18 protein-coding genes and 1 tRNA gene are annotated in these 18,330 nt (G+C 35.5%); 11 read left to right on the top strand and 8 right to left on the bottom strand.

What is annotated here, in order from left to right; genetic code table 11:
• Positions 1-88 precede the first annotated feature (88 nt).
• The 3 genes from VK91_RS14210 (at position 89) to VK91_RS14215 (ending at position 2,578) form a co-directional block, all read left to right on the top strand.
• Complete coding sequence (locus VK91_RS14210) at positions 89-1,549, top strand: YdiU family protein (protein ID WP_048393685.1); 1,461 nt, start codon at positions 89-91, stop codon at positions 1,547-1,549.
• Between the two features lie 109 nt (positions 1,550-1,658).
• Positions 1,659-1,820 (top strand): DUF2639 domain-containing protein, encoded by a 162-nt coding sequence (locus tag VK91_RS22505; protein WP_016991537.1) that lies wholly within the window; start codon positions 1,659-1,661, stop codon positions 1,818-1,820.
• A 59-nt stretch (positions 1,821-1,879) separates the two neighbouring features.
• On the top strand, positions 1,880-2,578 hold the full coding sequence (locus VK91_RS14215) for a YqjF family protein (RefSeq protein WP_048393687.1): 699 nt from the start codon (positions 1,880-1,882) through the stop codon (positions 2,576-2,578).
• Here the strand turns inward: VK91_RS14215 and VK91_RS14220 are convergent.
• Together VK91_RS14220 and VK91_RS14225 are read right to left on the bottom strand one after the other, a co-directional pair.
• Complete coding sequence (locus VK91_RS14220) at positions 2,575-3,225, bottom strand: hypothetical protein (protein WP_048393689.1); 651 nt, start codon at positions 3,223-3,225, stop codon at positions 2,575-2,577. The two genes, VK91_RS14215 and VK91_RS14220, sit on opposite strands and share 4 nt — an antisense overlap.
• Before the next feature lie 93 nt (positions 3,226-3,318).
• A complete protein-coding gene (locus tag VK91_RS14225) occupies positions 3,319-4,065 on the bottom strand; it encodes an SDR family NAD(P)-dependent oxidoreductase (RefSeq protein ID WP_048393691.1) in 747 nt (248 codons plus the stop codon).
• 221 nt (positions 4,066-4,286) lie between these two features.
• On the opposite strand from VK91_RS14225, the gene VK91_RS14230 reads away from it, so the two are divergent.
• A tRNA-Arg gene (locus VK91_RS14230) sits at positions 4,287-4,360 on the top strand.
• 94 nt (positions 4,361-4,454) lie between these two features.
• Here the strand turns inward: VK91_RS14230 and VK91_RS14235 are convergent.
• The 3 genes from VK91_RS14235 to VK91_RS22740 form a co-directional block, all read right to left on the bottom strand.
• Positions 4,455-5,060 carry a site-specific integrase gene (locus tag VK91_RS14235; RefSeq protein ID WP_048393693.1) on the bottom strand — a complete coding sequence of 202 codons (606 nt, stop codon included), beginning with the start codon at positions 5,058-5,060 and terminating at the stop codon, positions 4,455-4,457.
• 933 nt (positions 5,061-5,993) lie between these two features.
• The gene (locus VK91_RS14250) at positions 5,994-6,197 is read right to left on the bottom strand and encodes a hypothetical protein (protein WP_048393700.1); all 204 of its coding nucleotides are present in this window, start codon (positions 6,195-6,197) and stop codon (positions 5,994-5,996) included.
• Between the two features lie 224 nt (positions 6,198-6,421).
• Positions 6,422-6,577, bottom strand: coding sequence for a hypothetical protein (locus VK91_RS22740; RefSeq protein ID WP_156181904.1), 156 nt, complete (start codon positions 6,575-6,577; stop codon positions 6,422-6,424).
• A 179-nt stretch (positions 6,578-6,756) separates the two neighbouring features.
• Here VK91_RS22740 and VK91_RS14255 point away from each other — a divergent pair, with 179 nt between their 5' ends.
• The 7 genes from VK91_RS14255 (at position 6,757) to VK91_RS14280 (ending at position 15,578) form a co-directional block, all read left to right on the top strand.
• Positions 6,757-8,187, top strand: a complete 1,431-nt coding sequence (locus tag VK91_RS14255) for a hypothetical protein (protein ID WP_048393701.1) — start codon at positions 6,757-6,759, stop codon at positions 8,185-8,187.
• 197 nt (positions 8,188-8,384) lie between these two features.
• Positions 8,385-9,212 carry a M23 family metallopeptidase gene (locus VK91_RS14260; protein ID WP_048393702.1) on the top strand — a complete coding sequence of 276 codons (828 nt, stop codon included), beginning with the start codon at positions 8,385-8,387 and terminating at the stop codon, positions 9,210-9,212.
• 207 nt (positions 9,213-9,419) lie between these two features.
• Complete coding sequence (locus VK91_RS14265; RefSeq protein ID WP_048393704.1) at positions 9,420-10,034, top strand: hypothetical protein; 615 nt, start codon at positions 9,420-9,422, stop codon at positions 10,032-10,034.
• Positions 10,035-10,119: 85 nt separating this feature from the next.
• Positions 10,120-10,686: a DUF4352 domain-containing protein gene (locus tag VK91_RS14270; RefSeq protein WP_053075718.1), complete on the top strand. Its 567-nt coding sequence runs from the start codon at positions 10,120-10,122 to the stop codon at positions 10,684-10,686.
• Between the two features lie 129 nt (positions 10,687-10,815).
• The gene (locus tag VK91_RS14275; RefSeq protein ID WP_048393706.1) at positions 10,816-12,063 is read left to right on the top strand and encodes a stalk domain-containing protein; all 1,248 of its coding nucleotides are present in this window, start codon (positions 10,816-10,818) and stop codon (positions 12,061-12,063) included.
• Between the two features lie 1,238 nt (positions 12,064-13,301).
• Complete coding sequence (locus tag VK91_RS23340; protein ID WP_156181905.1) at positions 13,302-13,373, top strand: hypothetical protein; 72 nt, start codon at positions 13,302-13,304, stop codon at positions 13,371-13,373.
• 159 nt (positions 13,374-13,532) lie between these two features.
• Positions 13,533-15,578: a restriction endonuclease gene (locus VK91_RS14280; protein WP_048393707.1), complete on the top strand. Its 2,046-nt coding sequence runs from the start codon at positions 13,533-13,535 to the stop codon at positions 15,576-15,578.
• 767 nt (positions 15,579-16,345) lie between these two features.
• Here VK91_RS14280 and VK91_RS14285 read toward each other — a convergent pair.
• The 3 genes from VK91_RS14285 to VK91_RS14295 all read right to left on the bottom strand — a co-directional run.
• Positions 16,346-16,900: a hypothetical protein gene (locus VK91_RS14285; RefSeq protein ID WP_048393709.1), complete on the bottom strand. Its 555-nt coding sequence runs from the start codon at positions 16,898-16,900 to the stop codon at positions 16,346-16,348.
• Positions 16,901-17,171: 271 nt separating this feature from the next.
• The gene (locus tag VK91_RS14290) at positions 17,172-17,351 is read right to left on the bottom strand and encodes a hypothetical protein (protein WP_048393711.1); all 180 of its coding nucleotides are present in this window, start codon (positions 17,349-17,351) and stop codon (positions 17,172-17,174) included.
• A gap of 499 nt (positions 17,352-17,850) precedes the next feature.
• On the bottom strand, positions 17,851-18,330 hold a 480-nt coding region (locus VK91_RS14295), incomplete at its 5' end, for a LytTR family DNA-binding domain-containing protein (protein WP_048393712.1).

Consider the following 18,330-nt stretch of genomic DNA (forward strand, 5'->3'; position numbering starts at 1 on the left):
TTTGGGCTACTGATAATGGTAAAATTGCCTATGAATGATTCATGCTGAAATAGCAAAAATAAATCGTAAAGGCAATAAAGGAGAAAACATGAAAAAAACAATTGGCTGGCATTTTGATAATAGTTACCTTCAACTACCAAGTATTTTTTATTCCGACATATCGTTAAATCCTGTTCGTTCACCAAAATTGATCTTATTAAATGAATCAGTTGCAGCCTCACTTGGGTTAGACATTCAGGCTTTAAAGAGTGAGGAAGCATTAGCCGTTTTAGCTGGTAATACAATCCCAGAAGGTGGCGAACCGATTGCACAGGCTTACGCAGGGCATCAATTTGGTCATTTTAATATGCTAGGTGATGGTAGGGCTCTATTATATGGGGAGCAAATCACACCCCAAAAGGAACGGTATGATATTGCTCTAAAAGGATCAGGTAGAACACCTTATTCTCGGGGTGGAGATGGGCGAGCCGCATTAGGTCCAATGCTAAGGGAGTATATTATTAGTGAAGCGATGTTTGCACTAGGGATTCCAACTTCACGTAGTCTAGCAGTAGTCACTACAGGTGAAATGATTATTCGAGAAACGGAACTACCAGGCGCTATTGTCACAAGAGTTGCAAGTAGTCATTTGCGGGTAGGGACATTTCAATATGCTGCGCAATGGGGGACAGATGAGGAGCTACAGCTTTTAGCTGATTATGCAATAGAACGACATTACTCAGCTAATATTGGCAATCAAAATCGTTATCTTTATTTGTTAAATGAAGTCATAAAGAAACAAGCCTCCCTTATAGCAAAGTGGCAGTTAGTGGGCTTTATCCATGGCGTCATGAACACCGATAATATGACCATTAGCGGTGAAACCATTGATTATGGTCCTTGTGCATTCATGGACATCTATGATCCTGCGACTGTGTTTAGCTCGATTGATCACCAAGGACGCTATGCTTATGGAAATCAGCCCAATATCGGTGGCTGGAATTTAACGCGCTTAGCAGAGTCCTTACTACCTTTAATTGATGATGATCAAGAAAAAGCCATTCAACTGGCACAAGAAACGCTACAACAGTATCCAAAATTATATGTAGAAAATTGGTTGAAAGGAATGCGTGCAAAGCTAGGCATTTTTAATGAGGAGCAAGAAGACATCCAGCTTGTTGAAGAGCTTCTTCAGCTTATGCAGCAATATCAAGCAGATTATACGAATACATTTATCGCCTTATCGTTTGAGCAATTGGAGGATTCCCCATTATTTAACGCACCAGCTTTTAAGGACTGGTATCACAAATGGCAAGCTCGATTAGCAAGACAGCAGCAAAACAAAGACATGTCACAACAATTAATGCGCCAACATAATCCAGCTGTTATTCCGCGTAACCACAGGGTAGAAGAAGCTTTGGAAGCGGCTGTAGAACAAGGCGATTATAGTGTGATGAACAACCTACTAAAAGTCCTAGCTCAGCCTTATGCTCATGCGAAAGAACAACAAGAATACGCTTCATTACCTGAACACACTAATCAACCATATCGTACGTTTTGTGGCACATAAGTAAAAAACGAGAGTTATTTATTCTCTCGTTTTTTATTTGTATAAAGGCACTCTACCGTATTCAAACGCATATTCTATGTATGAATAAAAATAAAGGAGAATAAGGTCGGTGCATAAGTATTCAAAGGGTTGGTTTGTCAAAGTTTTACGTGCTCATGGAATAATGGTTCATCCTCAATTTAAAAGTCATTTAGGCTTATATAAAGAATCTGAATTACGAAACTTATATTATCGTTATGTCGAAATAGAGTCTGCTGAGCAAAATCAATAGACCGTTTGTTTGAAGAACTCCTTTCTAGGAAAAACTAGTGATTAGAAAGGAGTTTTACTATGTGGATGATGACTCAAACATGGCAAGATGTTCTATTTTTACATTGGCCGATAGCCCCTCAAGAACTTGAAAAACATGTACCTAAAGAACTGAAGCTCGATCTCTTTGAACAAAATGCCTGGCTTAGTGCTGTAGTTTTTAAAGTTTATCGACATCGGCTACGCTTTCTACCACCTCTTCCGGGGATGAATACCTATTTACAATTGAATGTCCGAACATATGTGGAGTATAACGGCATGAAAGGCATCTATTTTTTTCATTTAGATGTGACGAATAATTTCTTATCAAAAATTACGGCAATAGGTAGCTTGCCATATCGCCATTCCAACATCCTAGTAAAACAAAGAGGGAATCACTATTCATACACAAGCCATTACAAAGCATGTGACGAAAGATTGAGGGTTATTTATACAATAGGAGACAAGACCAATACTAATTTTGACCGATGGATTGTAGAGCGCTACCATTCATGGGCGAAATGGAAGGATACACTTTTTCGCATTGATATTCACCACTCCCCATGGGAATTAAAAAGAGCCAACGTAACGATTGAAAGCAATACATTAGCCTCTTTTATGAAGGGGAAACTTCAGGGCATGCAGCCTCGTGCTCATTATGCTAAAAACAAAACAGCGAGAGTTTTTCCTCCAGCAGTTGAGCATAAAATGATCATAAATCCATCAAGATTTTTGCATTAAAAGAGGTAACAAAATTGCATAACGATGGCGCTGGCTATCATATCTGACATCGCAAGTGCCTCTGCTTCAATTTCATCAAATACCTCTACATCAGCCTGATAATCTTTTTGTATCATCGTGACAGCTTCATTTTTCGTTAAAGCTAAATGCGTATAAAACATTTTTTGTACGGCCTCTCTAGTTAGGTATGGATTGATTGTATGCAAAAAGAAAGCAATATCATCTGCATTACGATACCATTCCCTCTCTTTAGCTTCCGCTGTGGTAGCGTCACCTTTCGCAGCAGCTGTCACTAATTGAGCCGCAATTACCAGATGCTCTTTAATTAAAGCTGCATAACGATCCGCCACGGAGTCACCATAAAAGGGGCGTAAACAATTCCCTAAATCGGTTGCATTGCGTAGCAAACGCTGCTGCACAAAGGGTAAATCAGGCAAATTAAACACAATGCTTATAATAGTCATCCGTGTCCAATTCACATGCTCCATCCAAAGTAAGCGGTTCATAGCCATAAAGTCTGCTTCGCCTTTACTAATACAGCGTCGGTAATCATTTGACTGTAAAAAGTGACGAATCGGAGCCGTATACTGCGTATAGGGAGCATGATACAGCTGGCTTAATGAAAAACCATTTGAATAGGGGTACAAGGCTTCACTCCTTCTTGTTCTTTCTCCTACAGTAGCATACTCTAAGGAATCTCGGAGTATGAAGAACAAGAAAGAAAAGAAGAGACAACAAAATTACGCTTCATACATCATTTTCTTCGTCATGCCACCATCAACTGTAAGATTAATACCTGTCACAAAGTTATTGATCGGGTTTGTTAAATAGAGACAAGCCTGTGCAATATCTTCAGGCAGACCAACCCTTCCTGACAAATGCTGCGCATGATCGATTGGCCGTAGTGCCTCGTAATCACCTGTTTCAATCCACCCAGGTGAAATACAATTCACTGTAATTTGATCTGGCCCTAAAGATCGCGCTAAAGCATGTGTTAACGCTATGATACCACCCTTTGTAGCCGCATAAGCTTCTGTATGAGGCTCTGACATTTCAGCTCGCGTTGAGGCCAGCGAAACAATGGAACCACCCTTTGCATTATGCCGCATCACTTTTGCAGCCTCCCTGGCACAGAAAAAGGTAGCCGTTAAATTCGTCTGCAACAAATCCTGCCACTCATCAAACGTCACCTCATAGGGAGATTGATGCTGGAACTTCCCAGCATTATTAATTAAAATATGAATGGTCCCATATTGCTCAACAGCTCGCTGCATTAAATTGATGATATCCTGTTCCTTTGTCACATCCGTTGGCACAAATAATGCAGAGTAGCCTTGAGCAAGCATATCCTGTTCTAACTGTTGACCTAAGCCTGCATTCAAATCAGCAATCACCACTTTTGCACCTTGTTGTGCATATGCAAGCGTAATACCCTTACCAATCCCTTGTGCACCACCTGTGACAATAACGACTAAATCTTTAAACATCCACAAACCTCCTACTTTTTTATCGCCAATAGTGTAGCAAATATTTTGCTATCCGTCCTGTTAAGAGGGTGAAGAAATGGTATAATGGATGCTGTAGCAACATATGATAAAAAATATGAGGCAAACCTTGCCTGCATAGTAAAATTAATGTTGACATTATGCTATAAAGTACATATAATAAATATTGTCCTTCCTATGGAATACATAAGAAACGACATCATGTCTCAGTAGCTCAGCTGGATAGAGCAACGGCCTTCTAAGCCGTCGGTCGGGGGTTCGAATCCCTCCTGGGACGTCAATAAAAGCCTTACAGCCACAACGGTTGTAAGGCTTTTTATTTTTATGCAAGAATGTATAATTCTTTGTTTGGTGCCCAATAGGTGCCCAAATCAATCTTTTTCTTCAAAAAGTTTATCAAAGTGGGAACTTGCTCGCTGATCCGTTTCTTGTAAAAGATGTCCATAAGTATTCATGGTAGTTGTGATATTAGAATGACCTAATCTAGATTGAATGACTTTTGGATGTTCACCAGCATGAATTAAGAGGGTAGCAGAAGTGTGTCTTAAATCGTGAAAACGAAATCTAGGTAAATCGGGATTCTTTTTCATAAAACGATCCCACCACTGACTTATTGAATCTGGTCGATAAGGTTTACCAAACTCATTTGAAAAAAGAAAAGTATGTCCTTCCCATACTCGTTCATCGCCAGCCTCTTCTAGTTGATATTTTTTCACTGCAGCAAGCGTTACTAAATCATTCATAATATTGGAAGGAATAGTAACTACTCGTTTTCTTTTACCTTTTGTTTCTTTTACGATAATTCCATCTCCAGTTAAATTAACTAAAGCTTGTTCTATTAATAAGGTATTGTTTTCGACGTTTAAATGTTTTTCTTCAATGGCAACTAGTTCACCTTGTCGAACAGCACTTACCACGGCTAGTTCAACTAACAACCGTTTTTCAGCAGTCTCTCTATTATTTAATCGTTCAAACAATCATTTAACTTGTTCCTCGCTGTAGGCCTTACCTTCTTCATATTTGAGTTTTGGTAGCTTTATATTTTTACAAGGACTCTCCTCGATTAAATTCCACTCAACTGCTACATTCATAATACTAGCGAACGCCTTGTAAATATTATGAATAGTGGAAGGGGCTAACTCGCTTTCTTTGCCGTCTAATCTTCGTTTTTTCTTCTGTAAATCACCTACAAAAAACACTACATCTACTTTAATTTGATATCACCAAAAATAGTAAGAATGCGTTTCTCTAAATACGTACAGTTATCATGAAATGATCGTGCACTATAATGTTGTTTAGCATAATTATCTTTCCATCGTGGAAAAAGGTGATTTAATGTAATAGATTCAATATCACTAAAATAAAAATCCTTATTTTGCTTCATTTTTTCTTCAAACAGTACTAATAGCAGCATCGCTGTTTTACCGATTGCTGAAGGTGCTGAAATATTTGTTTACAGATGCACAGATAAAGTCATTTTTGAAAGGGCTCAGGACACAATCGAGTTAGATATAAATAAAGTTACCGATATTCTAATAGAAACAGATGTTGAGATTCAAAAAAGTTGGGTAAGTAGTGCTAGAGGAGCTATAGCAGGGGATAATCTTTTTGGTTCCTTAGGTGCTATAATTGGTGGGCGAGCAAAAGAAAAAACGAGCACTGTTATAGAAAAGTATTTAATTTTTGCTTATGAAAAGAATGATGAGCAAAAATATATCTCTTTGGAGGTCACTAATGAACCTAATGCAAACTTATTTAATTCAAATTATTACAATCTCTCCAATAACGAAAGAAGATTTACGAGTCTTTAGAGTGCCAAAATTGGTGCTCTTTTTTGTATTGAAAATGAGCTTTTAATAGTATAGAAAAGAATTGTAAATGTGGCTACAGAACAAGAAAAACCAAGACAGCTACAAGCCATCTTGGTCTGTTTTCATCTCATTTAATATTTGTTTGCGTTCTAAAATCAATTCCATAAACTCGTCTAAGTCTTCCTCTAAAGCGTGGTTTTTAATAAAGCTACGTGCTCTTGATCGCGCGCTAATATATTTTGAACGCTCTTTGTTCTTCTCCTGCCAACGTTTATTAGCTTCGGTTTGTGAATTTTTATCCATTTTTAATCCTTCCTTTTCTTGAAATACATTACGATGTTGAATATTACTAAAATTAGACATAGTGAGTAAGTCACAATCATGAAGTCATCAAAAAACTTTGGTTCACTCCAGTCAACCATGTCAGTTAAGATATACAAGGCTAATGCTAAAGCAGCTACATATCCGATATTTTTCATAATACAATGGATGTGATAAGATTATAGGGAAGGAGGCGCAAACCTCCTTCACAGCTTACTTGCGACGTTTTCCTTTGGTAGAGGGGCGTCGCTTTTTATTTTGCTTACCTGTTCGCATGTCTTGAATATTTTTGCTGAGCCTGTCAGCAAATTAATTACTGTAGCGACTGCGACTAGATAAGCTAAAACCTTATCATAATCCACTTTGTTCACCTCCTTTCTATACTTTAATTATACTAGTACTAGTATATGAATTCAATAAATAATTCATTTATTTTCCTTAAAATAAATATATTCCCTTGAAAAATAAGAACATTTGTTCTATAGTTAAAACAAGAACAAATGTTCTTAGTGAAGTTAGCTTTCTATAAAATATAAAGGGGATGATTTCTTTGGCATTTACAGTCAAAACAGAAGCAGAAAAAATCTTTACTAACCTTATGGGAGATGGTGCATTACGTTTGGCAGCAGATTCAGGATCAAAAACTAACTTCCATGATATTTTTGGTACATTAAAGAAATCAGCAGGAGTTACACGTCAACGTGCTGGAAGTCAATTGCTATTCTTGACATCACTTTACTCTAATGCATCTTCTGCCACAGTTCGTAGTCAAATCTTGACTCGTATTCACCGGATTTTAATCAACTACAAATCATTTATTAATCCAGCTAACCCAAACAATATTGGTCCAGAAAACCCAATTTTAGCTTTAGGAGCTTATGCAGCATTAGCTCTAGCAAAAGAAGCTAATATGGCTTCATATACACAAGCTAGTTCATCTAACCCAGTAACTCAAACTGAACTTCGTACACTACTTACTAGTTATGTTAGCAACTTCTACAATCGTATTAAGGCTGAAGCTGGTTACAAAAACGTAAACTTATCAAATGGTAATGGCGTAACAGTTAGTGTTGGTTCATTAGCGGGTGCAAAACATGCTACTACAGCACTTAATGGTACGGTTCTTGGTTTAGGGGCAGTTCACTTTATCAATGCTGCTATTAATGGTGCTGGTAATGCAATCTATTCGGACTTAAGCGCTTGGTTCACGCAAATGTGTACACGTCTACGTCAATCATATGGTAATTCTCGTGTATACAACGGTTTAACTGAACTTTGCGTAAACATTGGCGCAGGTCGTGCCGGTGATAACGGTGGTAATATTGACCAAATGCGTGGATACTTCCCTTCTTCTGGTTACAACGCATTTGTTATCTGGGGGCTTAACCTAGCAGCTCGTGCTTACCGAATTGCTGAACTAGGTTTAACTACAAAAGTTCCTCAATTCAAAAATGTAGTAGCTTTAAGTTCTCACGTTTGTCAACAAACAGCAGCTGAAATCATGAACTACTACAACACTCAAATTTTAAACGAAGGTCGTTCGTTCGAAATTGGTCTTCCTAACTTTATGCAAGGTAGTCCAAACGCAGCTCCTGGAGGTTCAAAAGAACCGGGTAGTTCATCTGCTCCAACGTCTGGTTATGCTTTAGCGGGTTATCAACACTTCACTTCTAAGAGTATTCCTGAAGCAAAATATATTGCTAACTCTAATTTACAGTACAATATTCTCGTAGAACAAAACGGTGACCCAGCTTCAGTAACAGCTTACCTTTACACAACAGCTTGGTATGGTGGTCACACATTGATGACTTCTGGTAATTTGACTTCTGCAATTGCTAACCATGCAGGTTCAACAGCACTTCCATATAACATTGTTACAACTAATACTGGTGTGAAAGCAGAAGCTGGTGCATCACGTATCCTTCAAGGCTTAGCTGGAGCCATGAACAGTGGTATAACAACACTGAATTAATACAAAAAGAATCCCTAAGTTATAGAAGAAATAAATTAAAAAGCTTAAGCCCATTAGCTTAATTGGTAATGGGCTTATTCTATTAATTCCCTATTAATTTCAGTATATATTTTTGGTAATTACTTAATTAAAGAGTATCAATATAGTATTCAATCTAATACTACTAAAATATAGAAAGCAAAAAAGGAGAATGTTTGATGAAACAGGTATTTATAAAACCAGCTGAAGGTATTTATACAAGCCCTTATGGCATGAGAAGTGGTTCAATGCATTATGGAGTTGACATTGCAAATAGTAGCTCCAATGTACCGGTGCACGCTTCTGCTGCGGGTGTGATTAACAAAGCCGTTGGTGGTTGTTCTAATAATGGTTCTATCGGTAATACATGTAATGGTGGTTATGGAAACTATGTAATAGTTCGACACAGTATTAATGGGAAAACATATGATACACTTTATGCTCATTTACAATCTATTAGTGTCTCTGTTGGTCAAACTGTAAATCAAGGTGATAAAATTGGTGTTATGGGGAACAGTGGGAGTTCAACTGGTCAACACGTGCACTTTGAAATATATGAAAAAGCACGAGTGTCTCAATCAGAGGCTGTAGACCCTATGCCTTATTTAAACGGGGACAAACCAACAGTTAGCTACCATACTTATGATGGAACTTGGGCAACGATTACAATTACTCAGAAAGCAAATGTGTTTAAAAATGTTGGATATGAAATTATCGGTCAACTTGAAGCTGGTGGAAAATACAAAGTGTATGGTCAAAGAGAATATGCAGCTGATGGAACTCTATTCTATAATGTAGGGTCTGGTTATGTTCACCATGCTTATGGAACTATTGCTAACCACCATGCAACTGTTACATCTACTATTAATACCTATAGTTCTCCTAATGGAGCAATTAAACGTCAATTAGCACCAGGAACTTATAAAGTACATGCAGCTAAAGATGGTTGGTACAATTTAGGCGCAGAATGGGTTAAAGCTGATCAAGTATTAGTAACTAAAAACTAGAATTAATTATACCTACGGGAACGCCTTGAGGATTCACTGGCTATGAATATATAGCCAGAATCTTTGAGGTGTTTTTTGTGATTGAATATAAGTCCTTATTTGAGGGTGTTTTTTCATTGAAAAGAGTGAAAAATGTAGAAATATGAAAATAATAATAGAATTTCCTCCATTATCCATGTATATTGGTGGGGAAGGGAGTTTGAACAAATGAAAAAAATGCTTATTTTATCACTTACATTACTGTTAGGTATTTTGTTAGTAGCTTGTAGCCAGAGTGATGATAGTGGTAAGAAAACAGATGGTGCTGATAAAGCATCAGAAGAACCATTAAAAGTTGATAAAGGACTTTTAAATGTTGAAGTTACAATACCAGCTACATTATATGAGGGGCAAGACATAGATTCTATTATTTCTAAGGCAAAAGATAGTGGAATTAAGGAAGTCATTAAGAATGATGATGGTTCTTTAACTTATAAAATGTCTAAATCCGAGCACAAAGAGATGATGAAGGAATTAAAAGAAGGAATTGTAAAAAGTGTAGAAGAGCTTAAAACAAGCGAAGATTTTGTTTCTATAAATGATGTGGCATATAACAAATCTTTTTCTGAGTTTACACTCACAGTAAATAAAGAAAAGTTTGAAGGTAGTTTCGATGCAATTGCATCTTTTGGGCTTGGTTTAGCAGGCATGTACTATCAATTATTTAACGGTGCAGAAGTTGATGATTATAAAGTCTCAGTAAATTTTAAAGATGAATCAAATGGAGAAGTATTTGACACTATTGTTTATCCTGATGATTTAAATGAAAATAAAAATAAGTAAGTTCAAGAGCACCTAATGGGTGCTTTTTCTATATTAATTAAGAATATAAGGAAATATCTCTATATCGTTTTTAGGAGGGATTTTAATGAAAAAATTAATAATTTATCTATTTATGTTTTGTCTGTTTTTATCTGGGTGTGGAAATAACCCTATAAGTGACTCATCAACCAATGATACAAGTAGAGATAAAATAGATGAAAAAATTGAAGAGGAATCGAAGATAGAACAAAAAAATGAAGAATTCGAACTAAAAGAAATTGGGGAAACTTTTAAATTAGAAGATTGGGAAGTTACTTTGGAGTCATTTGAATTTAACAAGACTATTGTAAAAGAACGGGTATCAACTAAAGCTAATGAAGGTAACAAGTTTTTAATATTGAATTTTAACGTAATTAACAATGGAACAGAAGCTGATGAGTTAATGAAACAAAGGGATGGAGCGTCACTAAAAGCTGTTTATAATGACAAATATGATTATGAAGTTTCAGTAACATTAATGGATGGTGATTTACATCATGAAAATGTGCGCCCTTTATCAACTGTTAAAGGTTTTGTTGCTATCGAAATGCCGGATAAAGTAGTGGAGGCATCAGAAAATATAAGTATCTTCATGGAGAAAGAAGAAGATAAAGTGCAAATAAATATACGATAATTTATTAAAGCATCCTTTAAAAATGAACTGCCCGTAAAAGGGTGTTTTTTGAATGGGAGGAGTGATGTTTATGTAAAAACCATAGTTAAATATCTCCATTTTAGGTATATTAGTGTAAGGAGGGGTATTATGAAAAAAATTTTAATAATTGTATTCACTGTAGTTATAACACTGAGTATATCTACTACAACTTTCGCAATCGAAGTATTTTACCAAAATGAAAAAGTTGAAATGGACGTGCAACCAAAAGTTGTTAATGGAAGTACATTAGTTCCGATACGTGCTATCAATACGGCTTTAAAAGGCGAAACAAAATGGAATCAATCAAAACAGCAAGTAGAAATTGTAAAAGATCGTCATAAAATAATTTTAGAAATCGGGAAAAATAGTGCATTAGTAGATGCTAAGGTTGTAAATTTGATCGCGCCTGCACAAGTAATATCGAATCGTACTTATGTGCCTTTACGCGTTATTTCTGAATATTTAGGGCACGATGTTAAATGGGATAGTGCCACCCAGCGCATTTTAATCGATACAGACATAGCTATAATTGACAAACAAGCAAACGTTTCAACTCAGTTTGATTCTATTATAGATATAGATAGTATTGATTTCGGGAAAATTTATGAAGTCAATGGAACAGGGGAATTTTCTGGTTATAAAAAGTTAATTGGCTATCCATATGAAAATTATTATTCTATTTACTATACTGGAAACTATTCTTCTTACAGTGTTACCTATGAAGATTTAAAGCCAAAAGATTTGAAAGAGAAAATCAGTTGGAAATACGATGGAGAAACTTATACTCATACAAGAAGTCAAATATATAGTTTTTTCTCAGATATTACTACTCTAGAGGGGTTATTGGGGCAGAATGGCGGTATAATAAATCAAGATTGGTTAGCAAAAACATTCGGTGAAACATACCAGGATTGGTTAACCCAAGGTATATATTCACAAGAAGCCTCTAGAATAGTTGATAGATATCTAGAAGTTAAAGAAGGTATTAATGTTCGGGATAGATATCAATTGATTGATATAGATTTAGAAAACATAGAACCCAATGAATCGAAAGCTGGAATTGAGCATAAATTTTGGATTTCATTGAAAGAGTTTCAAATGAATTCAGAGGGAATTGAATTCTCTACACATGCAAAACGAGTAGGGAATCAAACCGTTTTCATAATGGCCTTCTTTAAAACTAGCAATCTTACTGGCACTGTTGAAAATGTAATATACGAAGTTCCAGATATGCCCATAGATTATCTGGATAATGAAAAAGATGTTGAAAATACTTTTAATGGAATACGATTTAAAATTTACAACGGAGATACTTACATTAACCGAGATGATTTAAAAAATAAGGGTATTTTATAGTTTATAACTCAAGAACACCAAAAAAGTATTTAATGGTGTTCTTTTTATTATGCAAAAACAGGTGAGGTCATGGCAACAATACACACAGCTATTCCACATCGCAGATCGTTTGAGCCAGTAATGTACAAGGCTGTTTCAATGATGGTGAAGCAGGTTGAAGCACTGCATATCATGTATCATTGAAGGATTAAAGATAGGTGCCCAACAGGTGCCCAAATAAATCTAAAAACGTATAAATAGAGGGAAAGATTCAATAAGTTTTTAATCTATCGATTGATAAAAAGCTATAAATACAGGTTTTATAGTAATGTATAAAAGCGTAAAAACCTGTTACCACAGCCTTCTAAGCCGTCGGTCGGGGGTTCGAATCCCTCCTGGGACGTCTAAAAAGCAGGTTTCAGGCCTTTAGGGATAAGGGTTTGAGAGAAATTAGGGATTCGGTCAGGGCTTCGGTCATTGGTGCAGAATCCCTTTTTTATTACCTTAAGAAATTCCGTGATTAGCGTACCGAAATTATCTTCCAATTCAATTGAATGGAGGATTTTTTTTATGACCAAAAAGTCGGGATTATTTGATGGAGACTTCAATTTATCTACCCCAGGGATAACAGCTTGTATTAAGGGAGAGAAAATGCCTACAGCGTGGTTGAAGCCTTTGAAGAAGCATTAATAACAGATTATCAGATGCAAGTGAGTGGTTATCGTCCCCGAACACTTAAAGACTATGATACGGTGCTATCCAATTTTGCCAAGACTATCGCTGTAACTTACCTAGAAGATATAACAGTAGAAACAATATACTTATGGCTCTATGATATGCTTATTCAATGTAACTACAAGATAAGAAAACATTATGGAGTGAGAATCAGATAAAACTTCTAAATCATTTTCTTTTTCTCCCATAATGCTCAAGAAAGTAATAGGAACAATTTTATTTTTAAAACGAATTAATTCAACAACAGTTATTGGATTTAACTCATCATATAACTGGGCTGTGAGAACGTCAAATGATGTTAGATGAAAGCATAGGGATAGCCCCTGCCTTAACATCAAATTAGTGTTCTATATACTAATGTAACCCAGTCCCACTACACGCATAACACCGCCTTTCATATTGAACGACTTGTCCATTATTAAAATAATAACGTTGTAAAACAGGGGTTCAACTGCTACAATTGAGGACAGAAATTACATGAATATAACAAATTTTTCTGTTTTGATAAATTGAGCAAAATCTTTATGTATCATGGGTTGGTGAGCGTATTGTATGACATTACTTCTAAGCCACCAGCAACGATTGAGTGGGAATAATACGGACTGTCAAACAAATGCCCGAAAACCCTTGGAAATCAATGGTTTTCGGGCATTTGAATTATTACGTTGCATGGCCCTGCAACACGAAGGGCAAAAATAATATTGAAACCATAATATAATTTATTCAAGAATAACATTCCGAAAGGAGGTTTTTGTATGTTTATTGAAGATTTACAGCAACAAAAGATAGAGTGGAGAAAAAAAGGTTGGGCAATTCCCGACATTAGAGGTAGCAAACAAGATTGGTACTATCTTATTAAAGAACTTATAAGGTTAGTTGCTGATAATTTAGCCACAGATTTAGATTCACATCCAGACATAAATGGCGTATCAGAAACTTACACTTGGCGTTCTTATGCATCTTTTTTGAAAAGTATGGGGCTAGTCAGTAATCGAGCCGGGATTTTGAGCTTAACTGAAACAGGCCGTTCATTTTATAATAATTCATCAAAAAGACATTTGGCCGATTTAATACAAGATAAAGTTCGTCTTTTTGGCGAAGTATTAGTGTTTTTACAGACATACGCCAAAAGAATCGAAGAGGTTGACAAGCAATTATGTGAAACTTTTTGCTTGAGTTGGGCTAATCTCAGCAATACTAGACGTAGAATGGATTGGCTTGAAGTTCTTGGTTTGATACAAGACGTAGGCAATCGAAAATGGGGATTAACACCTGAAGGTCAGAGCGCTATCAACGATTGGCGACTTGTGACAGCAGATGTTTTAGATTTACTTGAGTCTGATTCAAGCGATATTGTTATTGCAGAACCTCCTGAAGAGATTGCTTCACTTTTACAGCATCTGTTCGATATTCCTGATGATCACAAAAAGCGCAGTACATATAACATTTGGGTGCCTAGTCCGAATCGAATCAATAATTTGAGGATTATTGTTCAATTTGCGCTTGAACGTGTCTCTAGAGCAGATTTATTTAAATTCGTTGAAGATGAATTTAGTTTAAAAACGAGCAGTGTTGAGTCAATGTTGCCTTTTTTAAAAGCTGCTGGGCTTTTAGAAGAAGTTGGCCGCAACGTTTATATTGCGACATCAGCAAGCAAAGCGTGGTGTGAAACCGGAAATGATTTGGATTTCATAAGAATTCTCCACTGCCATATGCGCTTTGTAGGGGAAATGATTCAAGCTGCCGAAAATGATTCGATTCGAAATGATATTTATGCACAAGCAAAAAACTATGGACTCAATACGGAAAAAGCTAGATGGATTGCTGGCTTTTTGCTTGAAGCAGGTTTGCTGGAAGAACCACGATATTTGCACTTGAAAGCGACCTCATTGGGCAAACAGTTTGTTTCCCGTTTACCGTTGTCTAATGAGGTATTTAACATCGAAGGTGAAACAAATGCGGATGAATCAAAGGAACCAGTTGTTGCTGCAAAGCCTGAGCGAACAATGGCTGATGAATTATTTGATCGATTAGGTGAATCTTCAAAGGATCCTATGGCATTTGGAAAAGCTTCGGGGGTGGCTTTTGAAGAGTCTATTGCCGAAACATTCTGTTACATGGGCTTCGATGCTAAACGTATTGGTGGTGCTGGCGACACAGATGTAATTATTCGTTGGAAAGATAGCGAAGGAAAAAATATAATTGCTATTGCTGACGGTAAATCTAAGAGTTCGGGAACTGTATCTCATAGCGATATAAGTGATGTAGCAATTGATATGCATAAAGAAAAAAATAATGCAGATTATGTTGCTATCGTTGGGGCTAGTTTTAGTGGCGATACAATACGAAATCATGCCCGCAAGAAAAAGTTTGCTCTTATCACAGTTGAGGAATTAATTGAAGTGGCTCGCAGTACCCATGCCTTGGGATTATCATTAGATGAAATAGCATATATTTTTCAAGTTCCAGATGGGCTTTCAAAACTCGATGGACTTATGGAAGCAAAAAGGCGACAGATGGATATTATTACGCTTGTTATTTCTCAGTTTAGACAGGAACAAGAACTATTGGGTAATCTTTCTGCGCGTGATTTATACCTTTTGCTTAGGGCAACTGCTATTTCTCCTACTTTGGAAGAATTGATGGATGTTTTTGATATTCTTTCAAAACAAGAAATAGGCATACTTATTCTAGTAAGCAAAGCATCTGCATCCGAGAACTCCACCTATATGTTAGCCCATGGAAAAAGTGCCGTGAATAGATTACGGGCAATTGTTTCAGCCATAGAAAGTGGGTTGTAAAACATCAAAACCACCTGCAACGATTGAGTAGGAATAATAAAATAGCAACTGGAAAAAGCTTGGAGAGCCTTATAATGTTTCTGCCAAGCTTTTTTGATTAGTGATACGAATTTAATACTATAAACTGCTTATATTATTTGTAATTTCAAAATTACATTTGGATATAAATGCGAATACGTGCTAAGTGTAGTCTTGATATCTTCATGTCCAAGCCCCCTAGTTTACAGGGATTTAAAAAAGTTTATTTTAATTGGGATGTGACCTCTAACAACCACATGAGTTGAAGGAGTTTACGAAACGATTTTTATTAATAGCTTAAAAGGTGATATTGTATTTGTATTAGATACTTTTGGTCTTAGAACGTAATTTGACCGAATCCCTAAAATCGAAGAAATGTAGTTGTCTCAGTAGCTCAGCTGGATAGAGCAATGGCCTTCTATTAAAACTTGAGTCAGCCAGAAATATCGTGGGTTCAGGGATTAAGTAAAATCACGAGTTTATTATTGGTGAGCATTTATTGCCCCTCTATCATACAGAGCATCGTGATAAAAAGAGGTGCTAGATTAAAATATAATGAATTGCATAGTTAAAAATTAAAATGAATAAACAGGTGTGAAGTACTGAGGAGACTTTCACACCTGTTTTATCTTTAGAGAAGCAATCTAATAAATAACTACTTTTTTATTAGAAAACAATAGGTATTGCTGAAGTGATATTTTATGATACATAGCGAAGATTGCCCAGAGACAGTCCTGCTAAGAATGTTTTTAAAATAAACTAGAAAAGAAATTTTTCGTAGTATTAACAATTGAATTAAAAGTAGAGGAAATGAAATTAATAGCAGCACTTATTGCATTTTTTACAGTTTCCACAACAGTAACAAAAACATTTAAAACTTTATCCATAATATCTTGTATAAAGGCACCGACTTTATCAGCAATAGTAAGGATGAGTGTTTGAGCTGCAGGATGCTCTTCACCAAAATCTATCAACGAATCATAGTATTTATTGATCATGTCTTCGGATTTTTTTAAAGCTTCCTCTTTTTTCTTCCGCATATTTTCAAAAAAAGCTGTTTGATTTTTATCATTCTCTAACTGCTTAACATTTTCTTTTAAGTCTAATTCTTCTTGCACATAAAAACTATTAACGTTCTCCTGATATTCTTGTGTTAGTTTTTGTAATTCATCAGGTGCGTCTGATAATGAAGGAGCTTGAAGTCCAATGAACGCTGCTAAAGAAAATTCATTGGTTTGCTCTCCCGTATAAGCATCTCTCATTTGATTCATAATACTACTAAAATTTTTTACTGCTACTGTCATAATTATTCCTCCTAGTAATTTAATTGTTGAAACAACTATAGATTATCAATAAAAGGTTAAAATTAGGTTAAAAAACATAAATTTACTTTTTGTTTTAATATATAATATACTGGCTATGAGATAAGTTAATTAAAATAATATGTATTTAATAATAGTAGAAACACCACTCCATGATGGGTGGTCTCAATCTTTATATAGGGTTACATGATGTGGAGAAAATTAAAAAAGACCATCTCTAATAGAGTGGTCAAAAATACTAACTTGTCTTACATTATAATGAAGTTGACTTACCTTTTTTCTCATCCATAATAAGATCTTCTTCACGTTGTGGGCGTGGGGCTTCAGTATATTCTTTGCGTCCATTAGGTTTTTTTGGGTCTGCTCCACTAGCAAATGATTGTTTTGTTGGCTCGTCTGTAGCAAATTCTGTATTTTTTTTGTCTCGTTTCATGTCGACACCTCCTAAAGATATTATTTAACTTATCCTATAAAATATCCCTTATTTATTTCAAATTCATACTTAAATTTTTTCATTCTGACTACTCTGTGATAATAGGCCTAAAATGCAAGATAAACATAATACTTGTAAACCGTTGATATATCGACGTTGTAGCGTTGTCCTCCTAGACTTAGTAAAGCTTACATAAGTAAGTTTGAATCAACTAAAAAGCGCCTCACCCCTTTAGTACCAAGAGTTTGAAGCGCTTTTGTTTTTTTGAGAATAGGTTAGAAAATGAAAAGTTTCTAGACATTTTCGACAGAAGTAAGAGTAACAAGAAGACGGTACTTTATACTGTTAAGGTAAGATTAACAGGGGTGCCATTTCCTTATGTTGCTGATATCTATGTTTTCTTAAGACAAATGTTTGAAGATGCGTTCAAGTTCGATATCGATTCTTGTAGGGTTATAAGCTAATTTGATCATTTCTATCACCCATACATTTGTATAAATTACACTAAATTTCTTTTTAAATTTTTTGAATATCTATGTGACACTAAACATTCATGTCCATTACGCATTATAAGGTAACCACACTTTGGATTGTAATCCAACAAATATTGCAAGTTGATTAGATAGCTATTATGGCATCTACAAAATCTCTCATCTAATTTTTCCAAGTCTTTCAACTTACCATAAAATTCATATATACCATTTTTCGAATGTAGTTTAATTTTATGAGCCCTAGTTGACGTTTCAAAATAAAAAATATCTTCATAGTTAATATTTTTTATATTTTCTCCTATTTTTATTTGCAGGATGTTAGTAGAAATATTTTCACCTAAAGATAAATATCGTTTATAAGCAATATTTAAAGATTCTCGTATATTATCTAAAAATTTCTCTTTATTCTGAATTTTAACGATAAAATCCATAGCTGCTATTTTATATTTAAAAGTTAGTTTAAGTTTATCTGCAAATGTAGTAATAAA

Source organism: Lysinibacillus sp. LK3, assembly GCF_001043675.1.
Classification (GTDB): Bacteria; Bacillota; Bacilli; order Bacillales_A; family Planococcaceae; genus Lysinibacillus; species Lysinibacillus capsici.